Origin of the sequence: Deinococcus sp., assembly GCF_025362455.1 — a bacterium.
GTDB lineage: Bacteria > Deinococcota > Deinococci > Deinococcales > Deinococcaceae > Deinococcus.
The window spans coordinates 1-22,676 of record NZ_JANYGJ010000149.1; the positions used below are offsets into that span (position 1 = coordinate 1).

The following is a 22,676-nucleotide window of genomic DNA, read 5'->3' on the forward strand; positions in this document are numbered from 1 at the left end:
CTCACCCAGCGCGTCCTGCACGGCGCTCAGGGCTGCCGCGTCACCGGTTGCGAAGGCGGCAGCGATTTCACTCAGGTCGCGGGTGCTCAGCCAGAAAGCTCCGGTGGCCTGGCTCGCCGAGACGACGTAGCGCAGCGCTTCAGCGTGGGCGGGAGAGAGGTTCGAGAGCCAGCCTTTGCGAAAGCCCGCCAGGTGCCCCAGATGCTGCCCCACCGTCCAGCCCCCGGCGTTGTCCCACAGGTCGAGGTCGGCTTCGCTGAGCGAGGCCAGCAGCGCCGCGTTCACCCGGCCATTGCGGGCAAACGATTCGGCCAGGACGGCGGGCAGCGACTCATTCACCGATCGACATCTCCCAGCACGGGGTCGATGGTCGCCAGCACGGTAATCAGGTCGGCGAACTGGCCGCCCACGCAGGCGTATTCCAGCGCCTGCAAATTCACGAAACTGGGCGCCCGGATCTTCACGCGGTACGGCATCGAGCCGCCGTCCGAGATGATGTAGTAGCCGACCTCGCCGCGTGCGGTCTCCACCGGCACATAGACCTCGCCCAGCGGCGGGTGAAAGCCCTCGGTGACGAGCTTGAAGTGGTGGATGACCGCCTCCATGCTGCTTTCGAGTTCCGGGCGCGGCGGCAGGCTGATCTTGCGGTTGGGGTCCTTGACCGGCCCCGGCTTGAGGCGTTTCAGCGCCTGCCGGATGATCTTGGCACTCTCGCGCAATTCTTCGAGGCGCAGCAAAAAGCGGGCGTGCGAGTCACCCTTCTGGCTGGTGGGGACGTTGAACTCGTAGCTGTCGTAGTCGCAGTACGGCGTGGCCTTGCGGTGGTCGAGCGGCACGCCGGAGGCCCGCAGGTTCGGCCCGGTCAGGCCCAGGTCGATGGCGGCCTCGGCGGTGATGACGCCCACGCCGGTTGCCCGGTCCAGAAAAATCGGGTTGGTGGCGAACATGCTGGCGTACTCGTCCACATGCTTATCGAAGGTGTCGCAGAAGGTCTGGACGTGACCCGCCCAGTCGTCGGGAATGTCGCGCGACAGGCCACCGACCCGGAAGTAGCCCTGGTTCATGCGGTAGCCGCAGACCTCCTCGAACAGATCCTGCACGGCCTCCTTTTCGCGGAAGCAGTAGAAGAACAGCGTGATGGCGCCCAGGTCCATCAGCGCGGTGCCCAGGAAGACCAGGTGCGAGGAGATGCGCCCCAGCTCATGCAAAATCACCCGCACGGTGGTCGCCCGCTCCGGCACGTCGGCCTGCATCAGCTTCTCGACGCCCAGCACCCAGGCCAGCTCGTGCCCGAAGGAGTGCAGGTAATCGGTGCGCGGCGCGTAGGTGACGCCCTGCTGGTAGGTGCGGTGCTCGAAGGTCTTCTCGAAGCCGGTGTGCAGGTAGCCCATGTGCGGCGTCACCTTGATGACGAATTCGCCGTCCATGTCGACCACCAGGCGCAGTACGCCGTGCGTGCTCGGATGCTGCGGCCCCACGTTCAGGCTCATGATCTCGGTATGCATCAGGGCGCCGGAGTTGGCCGTCAGCGACCCTACCCGCTCCGGAAGGCTCGATTCCTGCTGAATGGACTCAGGCTGTTTTGACTTGGGCTGGCGTTCTTTGAGACTCATAAGACCACCTCTTTTGTACAAGAGCAACTGTTCGGGCCAGGTTGAAACTGAGGCCACCTGACCCCTCTACCTTGGGGTGACTCGCAGAGCCGCAACGCGGAGGGGCGCTGCGGAGCAGCGGGGTGAGGGCCCCTCACTTCGGACCACCTGCGGGCATCACGGGCGGCTCGATATCGCCTTTGCCCTCGCCGCGCCGTAAGCTGCCGCGCCAGCCGCTCAGACCGGTAGCCTGGCCGGTCATGCCCGCCCGGAAGGCGGCGGGGTCGAGAAAGCGCCCGTCCCGAAACAACGTCGGCGTCTCGTCTATCGGAAAGTCTTTGAGCAGCGGGTGGCCTTCGAGGTCGTCGGGCGTCAGAATTTTGCGCAGGTCCGGATGGTCCGTGAACACCACGCCGAGCAGGTCGTAGACCTCGCGCTCCAGGTAATTCGCCGACTTCCAGACGCCGTACAGGCTGGGCAGCGCCGTGCCCATCGCCAGCCAGACGCGCAGGAACAGGCGGCGGTGGTCATACGGATGATAGACGTTGTACAGCACGCTGAGCCTCTCCGGGCGCGGCTGGACGTAAGCGCTGTAGTCGATACCCACCACGTCGAGGAGCATGAACCCGGCCTGCCTGAGCCGCAGGGCGACGGATTCGAGCTTGTCAATACCGACGACGGCGGTGGGCTCGGCGGCGTCCTCGGCAGACAGGCCCAGCGTGGCGATCAGGGCGTCTATTGGATCAAGGCGGGCGGGATCGGTCTGAACGCTGGCCGGACCCGTGGTGTATGTTTCTATCTTGCTCACCTTGTCCACGCGTCCACCATCGGGAGCTGGTTGCCGAGCTGGTCGAAGGCCTCGCCGCGCACTTTTTTCTGAAGCTGCATCACGGCGTAGATCAGCGCTTCCGGGCGGGGCGGGCAGCCGGGCACGAAGATGTCCACCGGGACCACGCTGTCCACGTTCTGGACGATGGCGTAGTTGTTGAACATGCCGCCCGAACTGGCGCAGGCGCCCATGCTGATGACCCATTTGGGATCGGGCATCTGGTCGTAAACGCGGCGCATGATCGGCGCCATTTTTTTACTGAGGCGTCCGGCCACGATCATCACGTCGGCCTGGCGCGGCGAGGCGCGAAACACCTCGGAGCCGAAGCGGGCCAGGTCGTTGCGCCCGTCGGTGGCGCTCATCATCTCGATGGCGCAGCAGGCCAGCCCGAAGGTGGCAGGCCACAGCGAGTTGCTGCGCCCCCAGGCCACCAGTTTCTCCAGGCTGGAAAACAGGATGCCTTCCGATTCCAGTTCCTGCCAGTCGCGTTCGAAGAGTTCTTTAAGCGGCATGTACGCCTCCGGCGGGGCTTGTGGCTTGTGGCACGTGGCTCGTGGGAAGGACCAGACTCAGTTCCATTCGAGCACGCCTTTTTTCAGGATATAGAAATAACCGACCAGGACCAGAATCACGAAGGTGACCATTTCCCAGAAGGCGAAGGCGCCGACGCTGCGGTAGGCCACGGCCAGCGGGTAGAAGAAGGCGGTTTCGATGTCGAAGACAATAAATAGCATAGCGACGAGGTAAAAATGCACCGGGAAGCGGGCGCGGCCATTGCCGACGGGATCGTTGCCGCTTTCGTAGGGCATCAGTTTGGCGGCGCTGGGTTTCTTTGGCCCCAGCAGAATGCTGACGATGATGGCCAGCACGCCGATGCCTCCGGCGATCAGCAGCATGACGATCAGATGCGCGAATTCACTCATAGTCCTCCTTCTCCTTGCCGTGCCGGACACCGTTTGCCTGTCTTCTATCTGTCTTCTATCTGTCTTCAAATCCAGCTTGTGCCGTTTTTCACGAGCGCTGAACCGAAGGGACACGGGCCTGGTGTAAAAAACGGAACTCTCAGATCCAAAAAGGCGAGCGGCTGCACGGCGGCGCGTACTGATCCGAAGTTGTGCTTACACCTCTAGTTTTATCACGCAGCAAGCTGGGAAGGATGATTTGGGTTGCACTGGCGCGGGGAAAGGATGTGGCCCACAACCGGAAGTCGCGGCGCCGGGCGGGCAAGGGGCATCAACCCCAGATGGTGACCGAATCTCGTTCCAGACGGTGAATTCACAGGTGACAACGATACGAAAGCCAGAAACAGGACCGGAGGAAAGCTCCAGGCGACCACATCGTGGTCTAGACGAAGGGCCTGGGACACATGCTCGTGGGACTGGCGGGAAGATTGGCCGGTAGCGCCTTTCACCCGCTCCTTCGCAGCTTCCCAGGTTCGTCCAGGCACGCCGAACACTGAAGCCAGGGCGAACCGACTGATAAGCGACCTGGCTTTGCTAGGTATCTCCTTGTCAAGCTTTAGCTCTACCGAGAGCGGAGCGGCCTAGCGTCGCCAGCGGCGCTGTTCAGGTCAAGAAGCGGGCAGGCAGCGAGGCCCGGTAGGCGCCGCTCTCGCCAGGACGCCCGATAGGTGCAGACGCCCGGTAGGCGCCGCTGTGCCCAGGAAGCGAAAGCCCGAAACGTTAGCCAGGAGATACTTAGACCCTTTACTGCGTTCAGGGTGACGACACCGAAGATTTGTCATGCTGAACGGGGCAGCGTCTCCCGACTTCCTGGCGCACAAGGACGAACGGACCGCCTCGCAGCACATCGCGTTCATCGGGCCAGCCCCACCTCTGTTCACCCCTCCCCCGCTCAGCTCACCAGTTCGGCGAAATCGTCGTCGTCTTCCTCGTCGCGGGCCAGCGGCAGCAGGAAGGTGAAGGTGGCGCCCTCGCCGCGCACCGACTCGACCCAGATGCGTCCGCCGTGGCCCTCGATGGCGAGCTTGCAAAAAGCCAGGCCCATGCCGGTATCGAAGCGCCCGTGCAGGGTCAGGCGCGACTGCTCGAAGGCGGCGAACAGGTTGGGAATGTCGTCTGCCGGTATGCCCTCGCCGTTGTCGTGGATCAGAAACTGGATGTCGTCGCCGCTCTGAAGCACCTGAATGTCGATGGCGCCGCCTGCCGTGGTGTGCTTCATGGCGTTGCTCAGCAAATTGGCGAAGATGCGCCGCAGAATGTCGGGGTCGGCGCGGGCCGGGCTGAGGTTGGGCGCCACCTTGACGTTCAGGGTGCGCTCCTGCAAGCCTGCGCCCACGTCGCCTTTGGCCTGCTCGATGACCTCGCTGTACATCGGCGAGAACATCAGCTCGAAATCGAGGTTCATTTTGCCCGCCTGAATCTTGCGGACGTCGAGCATGTTCACCGACAGGTGCAGCAGGTGCTGGGTCTCCTCGCGTGACAGATGCACCAGTTCGGTCAGGTCGGCGGGTACGCGCACGTCTTCCTCGACGATTTGCAGCAGGCCCAGCACCGCCGAGATGGGGTTTTTGAGGTCGTGGACCAACATATGCACGAGCTGGTCGCGCACCCGTTCCTCGTGCTCCCAGGCGTCGAGCTTTTTGTTCAGGCCCACGATCTTGTCCTGCAACTCGCGCTGTTGCCGGGCGCGGCCCAGCATGTTGCCGATCAGGTAGGCCATCGCTTCCGGCGCGGCGCTGTCGCTCATCAGCGCGTCGGCGCCGCCGCTGAGCAGCGCACCCAGACCCTGCGAACCCACCGCCAGAAAACGGGTCAGCTCCATGCCCTCGCGGCCCCGCAAAATGTCCAGCAGTTCGCCCAGCGGCATCTGCGAGGGCAGATCGGTGGCGAGCACCACCACGTCCGGCACGCGGGAGCGCGACTGGCGCATCAGGCTTTCGCCGTCCAGGCAACTGAACACATCGGCCTGCGGAAGATGAAGGGCGAGCGCCGTGGCCCGCTCGGCATTCGGCGAGGCGACCAGCACGGCGGGTTTGGCGACAGTAGACATTAGGCCCCATGATAGCGGGCTGAGGCGCAGATGTGGGAAACTTGGCAAACAGTCGGCCAGAGGGCGGGCGCTCAGTCTGCCGAAGCCGCCTGGGCCAGACCGCTGCGCCGCAGCAGCGCTTCGGGGTCGGGGCCGCGTCCCATGAAGGCGCGGTACAGCTCGCCAGGCTCCTCGGCGGCGCCGCGTGAGAGGAGGCGGTCCACGAACTCGCGCCCGGTCTGGCGGTTGAACACGCCCTCCTGCTCAAAGCGGGAAAACGCGTCGGCGTCGAGCACTTCGGCCCATTTGTAGGAGTAGTAGCCTGCCGCGTAGCCCACCGGGCGCGAAAACAGGTGGCTGAACTGGGCGACGAAGGCGCTGTCACTCAGCGGCGGTACCGGCTGATAGCGGCTGATAATGTCGCGGCTGTAGGCCAGCACGTCGCCGTCGGCCTCGCTGTAGACGGCGTGCAGCGACAGGTCGAGGGTGCCCATGCTGTACTGGCGCATGGCGACGCTGGCGGCGCGGAAGTTGCGGGCGGCCAGCATCTTCTGGTGCAGCTCGGCGGGCAGCGCCTCGCCGGTCTGGTAGTGCCTGGTAATCAGCGCCAAACCCTCCGGCGTCCAGACCCAGTTCTCCAACATCTGCGAGGGCAGCTCCACGAAATCCCAGGCGACGTGCGTGCCGCTGATCGACCTGACCGGCACCCGCGACAGGGCGTGGTGCAGCAGGTGGCCGAACTCGTGGAAGATGGTCTCGACCTCGCCCAGCGAGAGCAGCGACGGCGAGTCGCCCGACGGCGGGTTCAGATTGCCGCACATCAGGCCCAGGTGCGGCTCGAACCCGGCTTGACCGGAGCCTTGCGGGCGCGGCCCACCCGTGTAAAAGCCGTTCATCCAGGCGCCGCCGCGTTTGCTGTCACGGGGAAACCAGTCGGTGTAGAAGCTGGCGACGTGCTCGCCTGAGTCGTTATGAATATCGTAATACTTGACTTCCGGGTGCCAGCCGGGCGCCGCCGCCTGCCTGACCGTGATGCCGAAGACCCGCTGCATGATCTCGAACATGCCGCAGAGCACACCCTCCATCTCGAAGTAGGGGCGCAGCGCCTCGTCGCTGAAGTCGTAGCGCTCCTGGCGCAGCTTCTCGGACCAGTAGGCCACGTCCCAGGGCGCCAGGTCGGGGGCGCCCTCGCCAGCCTGCTCGCGGTAATAGGCGCTCAGCTCGCGGGTTTCCGCCTCGAAGGCCGGGCGGGTGCGGGCTTCGAGGTCGCGCTCGAAGCTCATGGCGCCCTCGGCGCTGGCGGCCATCCGGTCAGCCGTGGTCAGGTCGGCGAAGGTGGCGAAGCCCAGCAGCGCGGCCCGCTCGCGCCGCAGCCGCAGAATGTCCGGCAGCAGCAGCCGGTTGTCGCGGCCCTCCCCGATGCCGACGAGGTTGTTGGCGCGGGTCAGCTCCTCGCGCAGCGCCCGGTCGTCGGCGTAGGTCAGCAGCGGAACGAGCACCGGGCCGTGCAGGGTCAGGCGGTGCAGGCCGGGCCGCTCATGCGCCTCGGCGTCACGGGCCGACGACTCGATCAGCCGCGCGGGCACGCCTGAGAGGCGCTCCGGGCCGACGTACAGTTCATAGGCCTTGATCCCGTCCATGACGTTTTTGGCGTAGCGGTTGGTCAGCTCGGCCAGCTCCACGTCGGTAGCGGTCAGGCGGGCCTTGCCTTCAGGCGGCAACTCGGCGCCGCTGCGGCGAAACTCATCGAGCTGAAGTTTCAGAAATCTGGCCCAGGGTCCGCTGAGTGAGTGCGCCTGCTGCGTGTCGGCAAAGGCCCTGAGCGCCGCCCACAAACCGGGATGCAGCGAAATTTCGCTGAAAAAGGCGCTGATCTTGGGCAAAATGGCTTCATTGGCCGCTCGCCAGCCGTCGCTGGAGACCACCGCGTCGAGGTGGCCGACCACGATCTGCACGGCGCCGAGTTCGCGGCCCAGCACGTCCAGACCTTCCAGAAAGCCCTGCCCCTGACTCACAAATCCGCGCTCCGGGGCGGTTGCCAGCGTCTCCAGCTGCGCCCGGCTGCGCTCGATCAGCGCGTCGGCGGCGGCCTCGGCGTGTTCGGGGCGAATGCGGTCGAAGGGAATGTGAAAGCCGAGATCGAGCAGCGGGTTGGGGCCGGTCGCCGCATCGTTCATTGAGACGGTGCTGTGGGTCATGACAGCGATTATAGGCAACCGGGGTGAGAGATCAGGGGCGGATCAGCGTTCTGGACGCGGAAAGATAAAGGTTTGGTGGAGGCGAACGGGCAGTCTGCGCTCAGAACTGACGTTGGTTTTCGAGCAACTGGTTTTCCAACAACTGGTTTTCCAACAACATGGCGTCGCCCAGACTGTAGAAGCGGTAGCCCCCGGACAGTGCCGCGTCGTAGGCCGCCCGGATGCGCTCCTCGCCCGCGAAGGCGGCGACCAGCAGCAGTAAGGTGCTGCCCGGCAGGTGCAGGTTGGTAATCAGCAGGTCCGGCACCCTGACCGGTGTGCCCGGCGTGATGAAGATGCGGGTGTCGCCCTCGCCGGGCACGACCTGGGTTCCGTCCCAGGCGCTCTCCAGCGTGCGGACGGTGGTGGTGCCCACGGCCACGATGCGCCGTCCCTCGGCGCGGGCACGGTTGATGGCCTCGGCAGTTTCTGAAGGAAGGCGGTAGCGCTCGGCGTGCATCACGTGGTCGGCGACCGAGCCCTGCACCGGCTTGAAGGTTCCGGCGCCGACATGCAGCGTCACGGCGGCGCGTTCTATGCCGCGTTCGTCCAGCTTGTGCAGCAGCTCCGGCGTGAAGTGCAGCCCGGCAGTCGGCGCGGCCACGCTGCCCTTCTCACGGGCGTAGACGGTCTGGTAGCGCTCCTGCCAGAGCCCGTCGTCGTCTGCATTCTCCGATGTGGGGGCCTTGATGTAGGGCGGCAGCGGCAGGCGTCCGATCTCGTCCAGATGCGGCTTGAGGTCGTGCTCGAAACGCAGCAGCCGGGCACCGTCGGCCTGCTGACCGACGACTTCGGCGCGGTGCTGGCCCAACCACAACTCGTTCCCGGCCCGCTTTGCCGGTTTGAGATACGCACTCCACAGGTTTTCCCCCAAATCAGGCACAGATTCCTCGCGCAGCAGCAGCACCTCGATCCTGCCGCCGCCGAACCCATCTTTGAGCGGCTTGCGGGCCATCACCCGCGCCGGGATGACCTTCGACTCATTGAAGACCAGCAAATCACCGGGCCGCAGCAGATCAGGCAATTCATTAAAGACGCGGTGCTCAGTCCCTTCCCCAACGACCATCAGGCGGCTGCTGTCACGCGGCTCGGCGCCGGTCTGGGCAATTCTGTTCGGCGGCAGCTCGAAACTCAGCCGCGCCAGTACGGCGTCCGCGTCAGGCAGGCTCACGGCTCAGCGCTTCACGGGCTGACGATGGGCTTGGGCAGGCGGGCAGGCATCAGCGCCTCGTCGATGTCGGGCAGGTGAGTAAATCTGTCGGCGGCGTCGATCAGCTTCTGGGCGGTGTGCTCGCGAAAGGCGATGACCTCCACCCGTTTGCCGCGCTCCTGCAAGACTTCCACGATGTCGGTGAAATCCCCGTCGCCGCTGCCCAGCACCATGATGTCGAGGTGATCGATCAGCCGGAACATGTCGGCCACCATGCCCATGTCCCAGTTGCCTTCCCAGATGGCCTTACCGGTGTCGGTGACGTGGTGCAGGCTCAGCGTCATGCGCCGCACCTTGTAGCCCAGCGCCGAGAGCTTGTAGATAAAAGGTCTGGACGTGCTCTCGCCGTCCTTCTCGACGGTGTAGGCGATGGCGTGGACCAGCTCGCGCTCAAAGCGGGCCACGTCCAGCAGCGTTTCGAAATTGACGGTGCGCTCGAGGAGGTCGCGGGCCGAGTGGTAGAGGTTCTGAGTGTCGATAAACAGGCCGATTCTGGGTTTGTGGACCACGTAGTGCATGACTTCTCCAAAGGGTAGAGCGGGGAAAAAGGGCGGAGGCGAAAATAGGGCGGCGATACAAAGGCGGTGCAAAAGAGTGCGAACCCTTCAGGCGTGTGACAGGGCTGAAGCCATCTTAACCCCAGACTCAGACAACGCTCCGCCGCCTGGCTTGCTTTCCGGCGAACCGGGACAAAACATAGGCTGCCTAGGGACCATCAGCGCGGACGCCGGGCGAGCGTCCAGTAGCGATGTTTCGGCTGATCGGCGACAGGGCTGATCGGCGACGTGGCTGATCGGCGACAGGGCGGACGGCACGCTCACCCTCGTCCGCTCGGACGCCCTGGAGACGCTTCGGCTTCGCTCAGCATGACAAATTTCCTTGGTTGTCACCCTGAGCTTGCCGAAGGGTCTGCCGTGGCCGGGGTCGTGCCAGCGGAACTCCAGCGATTTTTGCCCCGTCGCAGCTCAGGGCCGGGTAAACATCCACACGACGCCGCCCTCGCCGGTCAGGGTCAGCGTCTTGCCCTGCACCGTGGCGGCGGCGCCCGCGCTCAGTAGCGGTGAAAGGGTAGCCACGCCGGGCGGGCAGGCGATCAGGGTACTCACCACCGGGCCAGCGAAGCTCAGGCGGCCACTGGAGGTATTGGCGTTGCCGCTGAAGGTATTGCAGCCGTCGAAGCCGCTGATGGTGAAGCCGCGCAGGGTAAAGCCGATGGGCCGGGCATCCGCCGAGGGCGCCGCGCCCGCCGGGAGCTCTTTGAGGGTCCAGGTGCCGTCGACGCTGCTGCGAATGCCCCCGGTGGCGACTTCACCGGTTCCGGATGCCTGCGCAAACACCAGCCGGTCGTTGCTGCCGGACAACAGCCGCAGCGTCTGGGCGCCGGGCGTGCCGAGCAGCTCGAAGCCCTTCACACCGCGCAGCAGCTTGAGGTAATCGGCCTCCAGACCATCGATGTAATCCGGGCAGGCTTTGCGAGTAATCGCCAGCGCCCCGAAGCGCAGCACCTCACGCCGCGCCACATACGAGCCGCCGAAGGTGTTGCAGCCGGTGAACCCAGTCACACGCTTGCCGTCGAAGCTGATGGTCGGGCGCGGCGCCAGCGATCCAAGTGAGGTCGTCTGGCCATTCTGGGTCAGCGACACCAGGGTGTAGCCGCCAATCGGCACGCTGTTGTCGGGCGCCGCCGTGGTGGGGGCAGGCACCGGAGCGGTCCGGGTGGGCGCGGCCAGGTTGGGCGTGGCCGAGCTGGGGGTAACCTGGGCGGACACCGCCAGGCTGCCGGAGAGTGCCAGGGTGCCCAGCAGCGCGGCGCCGCGAGTCGTCAGTTTCATCATGAGGCCAGTCTCTCAGGCGCAGGTGACGGGTGGATGACCTGGCGCCGCAGGAAGTCCTCATCTGGCACGGACGGAGGGCACAGCTTGCCGTGCGGCTCCTATCCGGGCGGTACAGTAAAGGCATGTCATGGCTTACCCGCCTGCGTGACGGCCTGAGCAAGACCCGCACGCAGCTCAACGAATCGGCTGGCTTCCTGGGCACCGACCTGCGCAACATTGTCGGCAACCGCCTGGAAACCCTGGAAGACCTCGAATACGCCCTGATCGCCGCCGACGTGGGCCGCGCCGCCACCGAGGAGATCTTAGGCGACGTGCGCAACTCGCCGGGCAAGAATATGCAAGACGCCCTGGTCGACGCCATGACCCTCCAGCTCGAACCCGACGCCGTGCGTGCCCAGTACCGCAAATTCGGCTTCAACCCCGACGCCGCACGCGGCACGGTGGACCCCAACGGCAAGGTCATCATGGTGATCGGCGTCAACGGCGTGGGCAAGACCACCACCATCGCCAAGCTGGGCCGCTATTACCAGTCGCGGGGCAAGCGCGTCATGTTCGCGGCGGGCGACACCTTCCGCGCCGCAGCGGGCGCCCAGCTCGGCGTCTGGGGCGAGCGGCTGGGCATTCCCGTCGTGCAGGGTGTAGACGGGGGCGACCCGGCAGCCGTGGCCTTCGACGGCGCCACTTCCCGCAAGGCCCGCGACTTCGATCTGCTGTTCGTGGACACCGCCGGGCGGCTGCACAACAAGCACAACCTGATGGAAGAGTTGAAAAAGGTCCGCCGCGTGATCGACAAGGCCGACCCCGGCGAGCCGCACGAGATCTGGCTGGTCCTCGATGCTGTCACCGGGCAAAACGGCTTGCAGCAGGCCAAGAAGTTCCACGAGGCGATCACCCTGACCGGCGTCATCGTCACCAAGCTCGACGGCACGGCCAAGGGCGGCATCGTCGTGCCCATCGTGCGCGAGCTGGGCGTGCCGATCAAATTCATCGGCGTCGGCGAGGGCCAGGACGATCTGCAACCTTTCGACAGCCGCGAGTTCGTGCAGGCGCTGTTCGATGTGAACATCCCGAAGGATGAGGTCGGGAAGGGCGTGTTCAACCGGGAGGACTGAAGGTTGGGCGGGGCGCCTCTGGGCTGGATGGGCTGTGGGCGGTGATGTTGCGTTGTTTTGACTTCAGCACTGTGCGAATGCGAATGCACCCCCACCCCCCAGCGGCCAGGCGTGCCCAGGCGCGTCCGTTCTGGCCAAGAAGCCCCCGCCCCGATGGGGCGAGGGGGTCAGCGCTGCGCTAGGCATGGTACTTCCAGTTCGTCCCAGACGCACTATCTTTCACCGCGTTCTCCCCATCGTGGCCGCTGACGTAGGGCGCCCGTGCACCGCATCTGCCCATAACTGACTTCGCTGGAAGGGAGTGGTCTACTTCAGCGGAAATTTAGAGCGAAAGCGGGGGTTTCAATGCAGCGGCGCCCACTTCGTTTTTCGGCTCCTGCTACCTGTTCTGAATACAGCGTTTTACCAATGCTGTTACCCTCGCCCCTTGCGGGAGAGGGTCGGTGCGAAGCACCGGGGTGAGGGGTGAGTGAGCGCCAGCTCATGCCCTCCATCCGGTCCCACATCCCACTCTCCTACTCCGGCAGCACCCGCACATGATCCGCAATCAGCCCGCCGCCGAGCAGCTTCGGCCCGGCGTAGAGCACGGCGCTCTGGCCGGGGGCGACGGCGAACTGGGGGTCGGTGAATTCGAGTTCGAAGCCGTGTTCGTCGGCGTGCAGAACTTTCGCCTTCACCGGCACGGCCCGGTAACGGACCATCACATCGACTTCTGAAGGCAGGTCGGCGAGGTCAATCAGATAGTTGGGCGTCTCGGCCTTCAGGGTGCGCCACAGGCAGTCGTCGTACTCTCCTACCCAGACGGTGTTGCTCGCCACGTCGAGGTGGACCACGTGCCGGACCAGATGCGACTGGAAGAGATTCAGGCCCTTCTTCTGACCCAACGTATAAAACTGGGTGCCCAGGTGCTCGCCTAGCACCTCGCCCGTGCAGACATCGCGCATCTGGCCGAGCTGCTGCGGCACGTACTCGGCCACGAACTCCTTGACGGTGCCGGGCACGAAACAGATGTTCTGGCTTTCGGGCTTCTGGGCGGTCAGCAGGTTGTGCTCGGCGGCGATTTCACGCACGCGGGGCTTTTCCAGCTCTCCCACCGGGAACAGAATGTACGGCAGGGCCTCACGCGGCGTGCCCCACAGGAAGTAGGTCTGGTCCTTGCGCGGATCGTCGCCCCGATGGAAGGCGACGGCGCCGCCCGGCTCATCGACGCGCTTGACGTAGTGGCCGGTGGCGACGTAATCGCAGCCGAGCATCTTGGCTTTCTTCACCAGCTCGTCGAATTTGACCTTGGTGTTGCAGTTGACACAGGGATTCGGCGTGCGCCCGGCGGCGTACTCGGCCAGAAACGGGCCGACGATGTGGCGCTGAAATGCTTCGCGGTAATCGAGCAGGTAAAACGGCACCCCGACCTGCTCGGCCACCCGGCGGGCCTCGTAGGCGGCGTCGGGCGAGCAGCAGGAATCGAAGGTGTCGGTGCGCTTGTCGTCCGGCCAGAAGCGCATCATGGCGCCCACCACCTGAAAGCCCTGCTGCTTGAGGAGTGCGGCGCTCACGCTGCTGTCCACGCCGCCCGACATGGCGCACAGCACGCGGGCACCGGCCTTGACCCCAGACGGAACGTTACCAGAACTATGGGTTGTCGTCTGCTCTACCGCCATCGTCATAACACCGAAGTGTAACAGTTCAGATGACAGGTGCAGGTGAGCGGGGCGACGGTTTCAGGTGCAGTCGTCCGGACGCCCTGGGCTGGACCTGGCCGGGCTGCTTTCCACCGCGTTCCGCAGCACCTCGAAGCCCAGCTCGGCGATCTCCGGGGCCAGAGCGCTGTCTTCGTCGGCGTAAAGATCATTGAGCTGCTCGGTGACGCTGGCCTCTTCACGCTGCTTCAGAGATTCACTCCCAGTCATGCGTCCAGTACACCACATCCCGCCTGTTTCTAACCCGGAGCCAGCGCCACTTCATTTACACTCTTCCCCATGCTCACCGACGCCCAACTCCTCGACGCCGCCGCTCAGTTCGGCACGCCGCTGTACGTCTACGACGCCTCCGAGCTGGACGCTGCCCTGAGTCGTGTCCAGACCGCGTTCCATGACGCCCGGATCTTCTACGCCATGAAGGCCAATCCGAATCTGAGCCTGCTGCGGCGCTGGCACACGGCGGGTGTCGGTTTCGAGTGCGTCAGCCTGGGCGAAATCGCGCGGGCAATCAAGGTGGGCGCGTCCGGCCATGACCTGCTGGTCAACGGCCCGGCCAAGAGCGGCGAGGAATACCGCCTGGGTTTTGATCTGGGCGCGACCTTCATCGTGGACCGGGCCTCGGAGCTGGAACTGTTGCCGCCGCACTCGAAGGCCCTCGTGCGGGTCAATCCGGGGCTGGACGTCAGCACCCACGACCACCTGGCGACCGGCGCGGCCATCAGCAAATTCGGCGTGCCGATGGGCGGGGTGCCCGCCGTGGTAAGCGCCCTGCGAACCGCTGGACACGATTTGCGCGGCCTGCATGTGCATATCGGCAGCGCCATCGAGAACCCGGACGATTTCACGGCGGCCTTCGCGCGGCTGAGCGAGTTGCGGCCCCTGGTGGGCGGGCTCGAAGTGCTGGATGTCGGCGGCGGCTGGGGACAAGGCGCCGACCTGAGCGGCATCGCGGCGCAGGCGAGGCACGCAGCGGCGGTGTTCGGGGCGGCCCTGTGGGTCGAGCCGGGCCGGGCGCTGGTGGCGAGTGCGGGCACGCTGCTGAGCCAGGTGGTGGGCCTCAAGTCGACCGGGCGCGACTTCGTGCTGCTCGACGCGGGCATGACCGAGCTGCTGCGGCCCATGCTCTACGGCGCCGAGCATCCGGTGAGGGCACTCTGGACGCGGGGCGGCACGCAGGTGTGCGACCTGGCCGGACCCGCCTGTGAGAGCGGTGACGTGCTGGCGCGGGACGTGCGGCTGCCCACACCCCTGCGCGGCGATGTGGTGGCGCTGCAAGGCGCGGGCGCGTATGGCGCGGCCATGAGCAGCAACTACCTGACCCGCCCCCGCCCGGCTGAGGTGCTGTGGGACGGCGAGTGGAGGGTGGTGAGGAGACGGGAGAGTGTGGAGGAGATTTGGGCGGGCGAGGAGTGAGGGCTAGGGCTTATATCGACGAATTCACCATCTTCAAATCTCGCCTCTAAAAGTTTGAAGCGGTCCTCGGCAACATCGCTTGGTCTAATGCACTCCCTTAAATTCGGTTCCGTTTGGGCTGGTGCAGTCTGACCTTGCGTCGAGCTTGACTTTAACGTAGCTGATATTGCCAATATCTCTAAGATCGATGTATTCATTGCCAACATGAATTGAACTGTGAGGAAGCAGTGTCCATGCCGATCTGCGCTGGGTATCGAATTTCCAATAGGCGCAGGAGGCATTACCTCCTATAAACACCACGAAGCGCGACCTGCCGAAGTAATCAAACTTGACTTTGAAGATATCGTTGGGAGAGGTATTCTTGGCTTGTTTGGGACCAGACACTATGAGGATTGGGATTAAAGCAAGGGATATGACAGGCACCAAAAGCGGCCAATAGCCGTGATTAAACCACCACCCCCAGCCAAGCCATTTACGCATCACTCCCCCTCACAACTGCCCGTGCAGCACCCGTGACAATTCCGCCGCCGCCGCCACGCCCACCTTCACCAACTCGCTGTACGCCTCCACGCTGATCGGACTCCCCTCCGCCCCGCCCTGAGCTTCCAGAATCAGGCCCGCACTCGTGGTGACCACGTTCAGATCGGCGCTGGCCTGCGCGTCCTCGGCGTAATCGAGGTCCACGCGCAGCTCGGTGCCCAGGTAGCCCACGCTGACGGCGCCCAGCTCGTGCGTCAGCGGCCACTCGCTGAGGGTGCCGCGTTTGATGAGCCTATCCGAGAGGTCGAACAGCGCGGCGTAGCCAGCCAGCAGACTCGCCACGCGGGTGCCCCCGTCGGCCTGAAGCACGTCGCAGTCGATGATGACGGTCTGGTTGCGAAAGGCCCGCAGATCGAGCACCGAGCGAAAACTGCGGCCCAATAGTCTCTGAATCTCGAAGCGGTGCCCGTTTTGCAGGTTGCGCTCGCGCCCCTGGCGCTCGTGGGTCGCGTGCGGCAGCATCGAATACTCGGCCATCAGCCAGCCTTCCTTCTTGCCGCGCAGGTGGGGCGGCACTTTGCTGTCCAGACTCACGGTCGCCAGCACCCGCGTCTGACCGAGTTCCAGCAAGGCACTACCAGCAGCGTGGATGTTGACATTCCGAGTAACCTTGAGTGGCCGGGCCTCCAGCGCTCCCCGGCCCGTGCGGATCGGCACGCTCACCGCGTCACCTGAGCTGGACGTAACGGCGTCTGGACCGTGGCCTGGCCGACCTCCACCACTTCCCCCAGCAGCGCCGCCATGACTGGCGCGGCACGTACCGGATCACCCGTGACGAAGTAGCTCACGCCGCCAGACCCGGACACCGGGCCGATCATCAGCACGGCAGGCGCCAGCATCTGATGCGTGCGCCGCGCCACCGCCGCCCCCGAATCGAGCAGCGCGAAGGTGTCGCCAAATTCGGCGCGGATGGCGCTCACCAGAAACGGGTAATGCGTGCAGCCGAGCACCAGTTGGTCGGCCCCGGCCTGAGCCACCGGCCCCAGCACCTCGCGCAGCAGCGCACGCGAGCGCGGCGAATCGGCGTCCCCGGCTTCTATCAGCGGCACCAGTTCGGGGTGAAAGACCTTGAGCACCGTGACGCCAGCGGGCACGGCGAATTCCTGAATCACCCGTTCGAGCAGCGCCCCGCGCAGCGTGACCGGCGTGGCGAACACGGCCACCACCCCGGTGCGCGTCGCCGCCACCGCCGGTTTGAGCGCCGGAACCAGTCCGATGATCGGGAAGCCCTGGCCGTAGCGCTGGCGCAGAAAGTCGAGGCTGAAGGCGCTGGCGGTGTTGCAGGCAATCACCGCGCCCCGGCAACCGGACCAATGGAGCCAGTCCACCGCGTTCGCCGTCAGGGCACGGACCTCCTCGTCACGGCGCTCACCGTAGGGGACGTGGGCGGTGTCAGCCAGGTAGATGAAGGTTTCACCCGGCAGCTCGCGGCGCAACTCGCGCAGCACGCTCAGGCCGCCCATCCCCGAATCGAATACGCCGATGGGCCGCTGCACATCTTTTTGCTGCGCTGTGCCCCGCTGCGCTGTGCCCCGCTGCGCTATGCCCCGCTGTGCCGTCGCCATACAGCGCGATTCTAGCGCTGCCGAGCCTGGGCCGCTGCGCTGAACCTGACGCCAAACTGGCCGGTTTCTAAAGACGTTGTGTGGCTTCCGGTCGGTCGCCGCTCATGCAAGCGGGGCAAGGTAGGGGAATGAAAACGACCCAGATGTTCCTGACGGCCTCGGCCCTGGCGCTCGTCGCCTCGGCTGGCGCCCAGACCGTTCGCACGACCCAGACCAAGACCACTCAGACCAAGACTGTCCAGACCAGCACAGCCCAGACCAGACCGGCACAGGTCCGCACCGTCAAGACTCCCGTGCGACCCATCACGCGCAGCAGCGTCCAGGCCCGTCTGAATCAGGCTCGCGTGAGCATTTCACCAACCAGCGGCAAGCTCGAACTGGGCCTGACCGGCGGCTACGCGGGCGGCGGCAACGTCGGCGCCTTCGTGGGCTACAAGAACCTGGCCGGACCCATCGGCGTCCGCATCGGCCTGAGCCGCACCCGCAACAGCAACGGCTTCAACGACGACAAGGATCTCAGCGGCGGGCTGCTCGGCACCATCGGCCAGCAAAAAGCCAACGGCAACGTCACGGGCGAGGCGGCGAGCATCCAGACCCTCAGCGCCGACGCCACCTACGATCTGGGTCAGCCGCTGCCCGGCGTGGCGGTGGGCCTCTACGGCGGCCTGCGTTACGGCGCACTCAACTCGCGCCTGACCTTCAAGGGCGGCCAGTACACCGACTACTCCAGCAGTGCGCTGGGCGTGGGCATCGGCTCGCAGGCGGGCTACATGATCACCAACAACATCAGCGTGATCGGCGACCTGGGCGTCGATCAATACTTCCCCGGCGGCACCATCAACACCCGCGACAGCCAGGGCAAAACCGACAGCTTCAAGAAGGGTGAGGGCGGCTACGACGCCGTGAACGCCGCTGTCCGCCGCCCCGGCACCGTCGCCAAGGCGTCGCTGGGTCTGAAATACAGCTTCTGAACACCAGTTCTTGAGCTCAGGGCCACTCTTCGGGGTGGCTTTTTTAGTGTGCCAGGCGGCGCCTCCCCGCTTTTCCCACTCCCCACTCCCCACTTCCCACAAGCCTCCCCTCTATACTGCCTACATCGTGAATGGAACCGTGCAAATCAGCGAGGCGGCACTCGCCTCCTTAATCGGCCTGACCGCCCATGAGATTCCCGGCGTGGTCGGCATGGCCCCCGCCAATCTCAAAGAGGGCCTCCAGCGCGTGCTGGGACGTGCTCAGGCCCGTGACGGCGTGGTCATCACCAGGGAAGGTGGGCAGACCCGCGCCGACATCTACGTGGTGGTGGCCTACGGCGTCAATATCCCAACCGTCGCCCGCAACGTCGCCGAGCGGGTCGAGCACACCGTCAAGGCGCAGGCGGGCATCGAGCTGAGCACCACCCGCATTCACGCGGTCGGCGTGCGGCATGTCTGAGGTTCTGAGGACGCTGCGCCCCGCCGACCTGGCCGCCATGCTGCGCCGCGCCACCGACTGGCTGGGTGTGTATAAAGAGCAGGTCAACGCCCTGAACGTCTATCCGGTGCCCGACGGCGACACCGGCACCAACATGCACCTGACCATGCAGTCGGTGCGGCGCGAACTCGACACCTGCGACCAGTCGAGCATGGCCAGCGTGGCCCGCGCCATCAGCTACGGCGCCCTGCTCGGCGCGCGCGGCAACAGCGGCGTGATTCTCAGCCAGCTCCTCAAGGGCTTTACGGAGGTGATTAAAGACACCGCCGTCATCGACGCCCGGACCCTGACCCTCGCGCTGCAAGCCGCCCAGAAAAGTGGCTACGGCGCGGTCATGAAGCCGGTGGAAGGCACCATCCTGACCGTCGCACGCGGCGTGGCCGAGGGTGCCAAAGGCGAGACGCCCGACGCCGTGCTGGAGCAGAGCCTCTTTGCGGGTCAGGCCATGCTCGACAGGACGCCCGACATGCTGCCCGCGCTCAAGCAGGCCGGAGTGGTGGACAGCGGCGGCCAGGGCTACCTGTATCTGATTCAGGGCATGCTCGGCCACCTGCGCGGCGAGGCGCTGCCGCCGGAGCCGGAAATCACCAGCTACGCCCAGCAGCAGTTCGAGAACGAGGCATTCGGCTTTTGCACCGAGTTCCTGATGAGCGAGTCCACCAAACCCATCGAGGAGATCCGCGAACTGGTCGCGCCGTTCGGCGACAGCCTGCTGGTGGTGGGCGCCGAGGGCTACGTCAAGGGCCACATCCACACCAACCAGCCCGACGAGTTGCTGGCAACGGTAGGCCGCTACGGCAAGATGCTCAAAACCAAGGTCGAGGACATGTCCGAGCAGCACACCGAGATTCTGGGCATGGCCGGTGCGGCGGCGCGGGCGGAGGAAGAGGTGCCCGCCTCCGGCCTGGTGGCGGTGGCCAGCGGCTACGGCCTGGTGAAGCTGTTTCGCTCGCTGGGCGCCCGGATCGTGTCGGGTGGCCAGACCGCCAACCCCAGCGTGCAGGACATCGTGGACGCCGTGCGCAGCGTCAGTGCCGAGCAGGTGCTGGTGCTGCCCAACAACAAGAACGTGCTGATGGCTGCCCAGAAAGCCGCCGAACTGCTGGAAGGCCGCGCCGTGGTGGTGCCGACCCGCACGCTGGGCCAGGGCATGGGCGCCGCGCTGGCGTTCCAGGCCGCTGAAAGCGCCAGCGACCTCGCGCCGCTGATGGAAGCCGCCGCCGGGGCGGTGACGACCTTCGAGGTGACCCGCGCCAGCCGCGCCACGGTGATTACCACCAAGGACGGACGCGACCTCACCATCGGTGACGGTGACGTGATCGGATTGCAGGACGACGAACTGGTCCAGGCGGGCGGCAGCCCCGAAGACGCCGTGCTGGAAATGCTCAGGGCCGGATACGCCGAACAGGAGATCGTGACCCTGTTCGGTGGCCCCCAGAAGACCAAGGAAGACCTGGGCGCCTTATCGGCCCGCATCGCCGAGGCGTATCCGAACGTGGAAGTCGAAGCGCATCCGGGTGGGCCGGACCTGTACGATTATCTGGTGACTTTGGAGTAGAGCTGGGGGAGTGGGGAGTGGGAAAAGAGGTAAGGCATGCGCTGCGCTCACCCCCCTCACCCCCTTGCTACGCAAGGCCCCTCTGCAAGCAGGTCTTCGACTCTCCCGCAGGGGGCGAGGGGTCAACAGCTACAAAGCGCTGTGTTGGGAATGAATTTCAAGAACCAAAAAACAGGCGGGCGTCTCTGAAACAAAGCGCCCGCTTTCGCCTTGTATTTCCGCTGAAGTAGACCACTACCTTCCAGCGAAGTCAGTTATGTGCAGATGCGGAGCACGGGCGCCCTACCTGACCTACACGATGTGGAGAACGCCGTAAAACAAAGTGCGTGTGGAACGGATCGGAAGTACCATCCATAGCGGAGCGCAAACCCCCTCGCCCCACCGGGGCGGGGGCTGGGGGGTGGGGGTGCATTCGCATCTGCCCAAAGCTAAAGCTCAACAACACAACGCCCCGGCCCTCATATCCTCGGCCAACCCTTCCCAAAGCCCGTAGGCCACGCTCCAAGCGCCCGAACCGCTAGACTTCAGGCGTGCGCTCACGCTTCCCTGCCCGCCCGCCCCGCCTGACCCGCCCGATCACCAGCAACGTCCGGACCCGCCTGGAGACAGGGCGACTGGTGCTCTACAGCGTGCTGGCGGGCCTGGTGGTGGGTGTGGCCGGAACCTTGCTGCGCCTGGCGCTGGAGCAGGTCTCGCGGCTGGGCACCCTGCTGACCGGCTACAGCCCCCCCGGCACGGCGGGCGAGGGCGGTTTGCTGGTGGCGTTCGGTGAGGCGCTGCCCTACGGCTTTCTGGCGCTGCCCATCGTCGCGGTGCTGGTCGCCTGGCTGACGCGCGGCAGCAGCGATCCTCTATCCGAAATCGTCAGCGCCTACCACCGCCGGGGTGGCACCCGCCTGAGCACCCAGTCGCGGCTGCTCATCGCCAACGTGCTGAGCTACGGCGCCGGGCTGCCCACCGGACGCGACGCCAGTTTCACCGCGCTGGGCGGCGTGTGCGCCCGGTTGCTGGCTAGAATCGCCCGCCTGAATGTGAGTGAAGACCGGACCCTGACCCTGGCGAGCGTCGCCGCCGCGCTGGGCCTGGTGCTGCACGCGCCGCTGGCCGCCGCCGTGCTGATGGCCGAGGTGCTATACCGGCGCTTCGAGTTCGAGTTCGAGGTGCTGATGCCCTGCGTGCTGGCCTCGGTGAGCGCCTATGCGGTCTACGGGCTGGCCTTAGGGGCCTCGCCGCTGTTCGATGTGCCGGTGCTCCAGGCGCCGAGTGCGCTGCAACTGCCGATGTACGCGGTCATCGCGCTGGCGGCCACGCTGGTGGCCTGGCTGGGGCTGTGGCTCGCGCAGCTCTGGCCGGACGGCTGGCGTTCCGGCTGGCCGAGGTTGGTCTGGGCCGCCTGCTTCGGCGGCGTGGTCGCGGCGGTGGCGATCTACAGCACCCCCAGCGTGCTGAGCGGCGGCGAGGGCTGGGCGCAACTGTCCCTATCCGGCTTCGTCGGCAGCGAGGGGCTGGGCTACGGCGGCTGGAAGTGGCTGCTGCTGGCGCTGGGCGTGCGGCTGGGCTTCGGCGGCGGGGTATTACCGTCGGTCACGGTCGGGGCCTTGCTGGGCGTGGGTCTGAACACCACCTTCCCCAGCCCGCTCGACCCGACGGTGTGTGCGCTGGTGGCCGCCACCGCCTACCTGACGGTCACGCTCAATACCCCGGTGGCGGCGACCCTCCTGGCCGCGACCTGGGGCGGCGACGCACTGCTGCCCGCCGCGCTGGTCTCCAGCAGCCTGGCGCATGCGCTGGCCTGGCCGCTGGGTTACGTGGACGGGCAAATAGCAGACCGCCGCACCGCCGAGATGCAGTTCATCACTCCTACAACCACCATCCTGAGCGCCGCGCCGCCGCAGGACGCCCCGGACGCCCTCTACCGGGTGGAAGCGCCGACGGGCTGGCTGGGCAACCGTATCCGGCTACTGAGTCTGCCGGGCGGCGTACAGGTCGTGGGCCTGGAGCGCGGCGACGAGATTCTGAGCGCCACACCGGAGTTGCGCCTGCAAGACGGCGACGTACTGGATATCGTGGCGACGGACGCCGGGTTCGGGGAACTGCGCGAGCAACTCAATCTGGGGTGAGGCGACGGAAGCGGAGCGCTAGACTGGGCACATGTCTGATCCTGCCTACCGCACCATGACCGAGGCCGAGTACCTGAGCTGGGACGGCCCACGCGAGGGGAAGTGGGAATATGTGGACGGCTTTATCTACGCCCAGGCCGGAGCGAGCCGTTCTCATAACCGCATTTCGAGCAATATCCAGCGCGTGTTTCTGAACGCCACTGAAAACGGTCCTTGCTGGACGCACGTGAGCGACCTCAAGGTGCGTGTCATGCGTGATGGACGCCCCCGCTACTATCTCCCTGATCTCGTCGTCACCTGTGATCCAGATTCGACAGGCGACATCGAGGATCACCCCTGCTTGATCGTGGAGATTCTAAGTCGCAGCACCCGCGCCATAGACGAATCGTTCAAAGCCAGCGATTACCGCCGCCTGCACAGTCTGCAAGGCTACCTGCTGATTGACAGCGAGGCGAGGGGCGTGGAATTTCACCGCCGTGTCGGGCAGGAGTGGCAGATCGAGGTCGC

Annotated in this window: 22 protein-coding genes; 7 read left to right on the forward strand and 15 right to left on the reverse strand. The window is 65.6% G+C overall.

Features of this window, described 5'->3' with window-relative positions:
* The 10 genes from Q0R23_RS11635 to Q0R23_RS11680 all read right to left on the reverse strand — a co-directional run.
* Positions 1–339 (reverse strand): DinB family protein (locus Q0R23_RS11635; RefSeq protein WP_293913205.1); only part of this gene is annotated, 339 nt, incomplete at its 3' end.
* Entirely contained in the window at positions 336–1,505 is a 1,170-nt protein-coding gene (gene nuoD / locus Q0R23_RS11640; protein ID WP_293913236.1) for an NADH dehydrogenase (quinone) subunit D, read from the reverse strand. The genes Q0R23_RS11635 and nuoD, both read right to left, overlap by 4 nt.
* A 241-nt stretch (positions 1,506–1,746) precedes the next feature.
* Positions 1,747–2,331 carry an NADH-quinone oxidoreductase subunit C gene (locus Q0R23_RS11645; protein ID WP_293913238.1) on the reverse strand — a complete coding sequence of 195 codons (585 nt, stop codon included), beginning with the start codon at positions 2,329–2,331 and terminating at the stop codon, positions 1,747–1,749.
* Positions 2,332–2,396: 65 nt separating this feature from the next.
* Positions 2,397–2,933, reverse strand: coding sequence for an NADH-quinone oxidoreductase subunit B (locus Q0R23_RS11650; RefSeq protein WP_293913207.1), 537 nt, complete (start codon positions 2,931–2,933; stop codon positions 2,397–2,399).
* Between the two features lie 57 nt (positions 2,934–2,990).
* Complete coding sequence (locus tag Q0R23_RS11655; protein ID WP_366520428.1) at positions 2,991–3,317, reverse strand: NADH-quinone oxidoreductase subunit A; 327 nt, start codon at positions 3,315–3,317, stop codon at positions 2,991–2,993.
* Between the two features lie 958 nt (positions 3,318–4,275).
* Positions 4,276–5,433 (reverse strand): HAMP domain-containing sensor histidine kinase, encoded by a 1,158-nt coding sequence (locus Q0R23_RS11660; protein ID WP_293913209.1) that lies wholly within the window; start codon positions 5,431–5,433, stop codon positions 4,276–4,278.
* 71 nt (positions 5,434–5,504) lie between these two features.
* Positions 5,505–7,610, reverse strand: coding sequence for a M3 family metallopeptidase (locus tag Q0R23_RS11665; RefSeq protein WP_293913211.1), 2,106 nt, complete (start codon positions 7,608–7,610; stop codon positions 5,505–5,507).
* 100 nt (positions 7,611–7,710) lie between these two features.
* On the reverse strand, positions 7,711–8,820 hold the full coding sequence (queA, locus tag Q0R23_RS11670) for a tRNA preQ1(34) S-adenosylmethionine ribosyltransferase-isomerase QueA (RefSeq protein ID WP_293913213.1): 1,110 nt from the start codon (positions 8,818–8,820) through the stop codon (positions 7,711–7,713).
* Between the two features lie 11 nt (positions 8,821–8,831).
* Positions 8,832–9,377 carry an NYN domain-containing protein gene (locus Q0R23_RS11675; RefSeq protein WP_293913214.1) on the reverse strand — a complete coding sequence of 182 codons (546 nt, stop codon included), beginning with the start codon at positions 9,375–9,377 and terminating at the stop codon, positions 8,832–8,834.
* Positions 9,378–9,824: 447 nt separating this feature from the next.
* On the reverse strand, positions 9,825–10,691 hold the full coding sequence (locus Q0R23_RS11680) for an META domain-containing protein (RefSeq protein ID WP_293913216.1): 867 nt from the start codon (positions 10,689–10,691) through the stop codon (positions 9,825–9,827).
* A 125-nt stretch (positions 10,692–10,816) separates the two neighbouring features.
* On the opposite strand from Q0R23_RS11680, the gene ftsY reads away from it, so the two are divergent.
* Positions 10,817–11,806, forward strand: coding sequence for a signal recognition particle-docking protein FtsY (gene ftsY, locus Q0R23_RS11685; protein WP_293913218.1), 990 nt, complete (start codon positions 10,817–10,819; stop codon positions 11,804–11,806).
* A 515-nt stretch (positions 11,807–12,321) separates the two neighbouring features.
* Here the strand turns inward: ftsY and mnmA are convergent.
* Together mnmA and Q0R23_RS11695 are read right to left on the reverse strand one after the other, a co-directional pair.
* On the reverse strand, positions 12,322–13,464 hold the full coding sequence (mnmA, locus tag Q0R23_RS11690; protein WP_293913239.1) for a tRNA 2-thiouridine(34) synthase MnmA: 1,143 nt from the start codon (positions 13,462–13,464) through the stop codon (positions 12,322–12,324).
* Positions 13,465–13,524: 60 nt separating this feature from the next.
* Positions 13,525–13,713, reverse strand: a complete 189-nt coding sequence (locus tag Q0R23_RS11695) for a hypothetical protein (RefSeq protein ID WP_293913220.1) — start codon at positions 13,711–13,713, stop codon at positions 13,525–13,527.
* A gap of 69 nt (positions 13,714–13,782) precedes the next feature.
* On the opposite strand from Q0R23_RS11695, the gene lysA reads away from it, so the two are divergent.
* The gene (lysA, locus tag Q0R23_RS11700) at positions 13,783–14,916 is read left to right on the forward strand and encodes a diaminopimelate decarboxylase (protein WP_293913221.1); all 1,134 of its coding nucleotides are present in this window, start codon (positions 13,783–13,785) and stop codon (positions 14,914–14,916) included.
* Between the two features lie 84 nt (positions 14,917–15,000).
* On the opposite strand, the gene Q0R23_RS11705 is transcribed toward lysA, so the two are convergent.
* Genes Q0R23_RS11705 through murI form a run of 3 tightly spaced genes read right to left on the reverse strand, consistent with a single transcriptional unit; the run spans position 15,001 to position 17,021 of the window.
* Positions 15,001–15,396, reverse strand: a complete 396-nt coding sequence (locus Q0R23_RS11705; RefSeq protein ID WP_293913223.1) for a hypothetical protein — start codon at positions 15,394–15,396, stop codon at positions 15,001–15,003.
* 9 nt (positions 15,397–15,405) lie between these two features.
* Positions 15,406–16,119, reverse strand: coding sequence for a ribonuclease PH (gene rph / locus Q0R23_RS11710; RefSeq protein WP_293913224.1), 714 nt, complete (start codon positions 16,117–16,119; stop codon positions 15,406–15,408).
* Positions 16,116–17,021 (reverse strand): glutamate racemase, encoded by a 906-nt coding sequence (gene murI, locus Q0R23_RS11715; protein WP_293913225.1) that lies wholly within the window; start codon positions 17,019–17,021, stop codon positions 16,116–16,118. The genes rph and murI overlap by 4 nt, the downstream gene beginning before the upstream one ends.
* A gap of 128 nt (positions 17,022–17,149) precedes the next feature.
* On the opposite strand from murI, the gene Q0R23_RS11720 reads away from it, so the two are divergent.
* The 5 genes from Q0R23_RS11720 to Q0R23_RS11740 all read left to right on the forward strand — a co-directional run.
* Positions 17,150–17,992: a hypothetical protein gene (locus tag Q0R23_RS11720; protein ID WP_293913227.1), complete on the forward strand. Its 843-nt coding sequence runs from the start codon at positions 17,150–17,152 to the stop codon at positions 17,990–17,992.
* Between the two features lie 127 nt (positions 17,993–18,119).
* Positions 18,120–18,452: an Asp23/Gls24 family envelope stress response protein gene (locus tag Q0R23_RS11725; protein ID WP_293913229.1), complete on the forward strand. Its 333-nt coding sequence runs from the start codon at positions 18,120–18,122 to the stop codon at positions 18,450–18,452.
* Entirely contained in the window at positions 18,445–20,049 is a 1,605-nt protein-coding gene (locus Q0R23_RS11730; RefSeq protein ID WP_293913231.1) for a DAK2 domain-containing protein, read from the forward strand. Before Q0R23_RS11725 ends, Q0R23_RS11730 begins: the two co-directional genes overlap by 8 nt.
* Before the next feature lie 530 nt (positions 20,050–20,579).
* Positions 20,580–22,169 carry a chloride channel protein gene (locus Q0R23_RS11735; protein ID WP_293913233.1) on the forward strand — a complete coding sequence of 530 codons (1,590 nt, stop codon included), beginning with the start codon at positions 20,580–20,582 and terminating at the stop codon, positions 22,167–22,169.
* 31 nt (positions 22,170–22,200) lie between these two features.
* The coding region (locus Q0R23_RS11740) for a Uma2 family endonuclease (RefSeq protein WP_293913234.1) at positions 22,201–22,676 on the forward strand (476 nt) is incomplete at its 3' end.

Excerpts from the sequence above, each read along its gene's own strand:
- nuoD (WP_293913236.1), bottom strand. The coding sequence starts at position 1,505 with ATGCATACCGAGATCATGAGCCTGAACGTGGGGCCGCAGCATCCGAGC.
- Q0R23_RS11650 (WP_293913207.1), bottom strand. The coding sequence starts at position 2,933 with ATGCCGCTTAAAGAACTCTTCGAACGCGACTGGCAGGAACTGGAATCG.
- Q0R23_RS11655 (WP_366520428.1), bottom strand. The coding sequence starts at position 3,317 with ATGCTGCTGATCGCCGGAGGCATCGGCGTGCTGGCCATCATCGTCAGC.
- Q0R23_RS11660 (WP_293913209.1), bottom strand. The coding sequence starts at position 5,433 with ATGTCTACTGTCGCCAAACCCGCCGTGCTGGTCGCCTCGCCGAATGCC.
- Q0R23_RS11665 (WP_293913211.1), bottom strand. The coding sequence starts at position 7,610 with ATGACCCACAGCACCGTCTCAATGAACGATGCGGCGACCGGCCCCAAC.
- Q0R23_RS11675 (WP_293913214.1), bottom strand. The coding sequence starts at position 9,377 with ATGCACTACGTGGTCCACAAACCCAGAATCGGCCTGTTTATCGACACT.
- Q0R23_RS11680 (WP_293913216.1), bottom strand. The coding sequence starts at position 10,691 with ATGAAACTGACGACTCGCGGCGCCGCGCTGCTGGGCACCCTGGCACTC.
- ftsY (WP_293913218.1), top strand. The coding sequence starts at position 10,817 with ATGTCATGGCTTACCCGCCTGCGTGACGGCCTGAGCAAGACCCGCACG.
- mnmA (WP_293913239.1), bottom strand. The coding sequence starts at position 13,464 with ATGGCGGTAGAGCAGACGACAACCCATAGTTCTGGTAACGTTCCGTCT.
- Q0R23_RS11695 (WP_293913220.1), bottom strand. The coding sequence starts at position 13,713 with ATGACTGGGAGTGAATCTCTGAAGCAGCGTGAAGAGGCCAGCGTCACC.
- lysA (WP_293913221.1), top strand. The coding sequence starts at position 13,783 with ATGCTCACCGACGCCCAACTCCTCGACGCCGCCGCTCAGTTCGGCACG.
- Q0R23_RS11705 (WP_293913223.1), bottom strand. The coding sequence starts at position 15,396 with ATGCGTAAATGGCTTGGCTGGGGGTGGTGGTTTAATCACGGCTATTGG.
- murI (WP_293913225.1), bottom strand. The coding sequence starts at position 17,021 with ATGGCGACGGCACAGCGGGGCATAGCGCAGCGGGGCACAGCGCAGCGG.
- Q0R23_RS11720 (WP_293913227.1), top strand. The coding sequence starts at position 17,150 with ATGAAAACGACCCAGATGTTCCTGACGGCCTCGGCCCTGGCGCTCGTC.
- Q0R23_RS11730 (WP_293913231.1), top strand. The coding sequence starts at position 18,445 with ATGTCTGAGGTTCTGAGGACGCTGCGCCCCGCCGACCTGGCCGCCATG.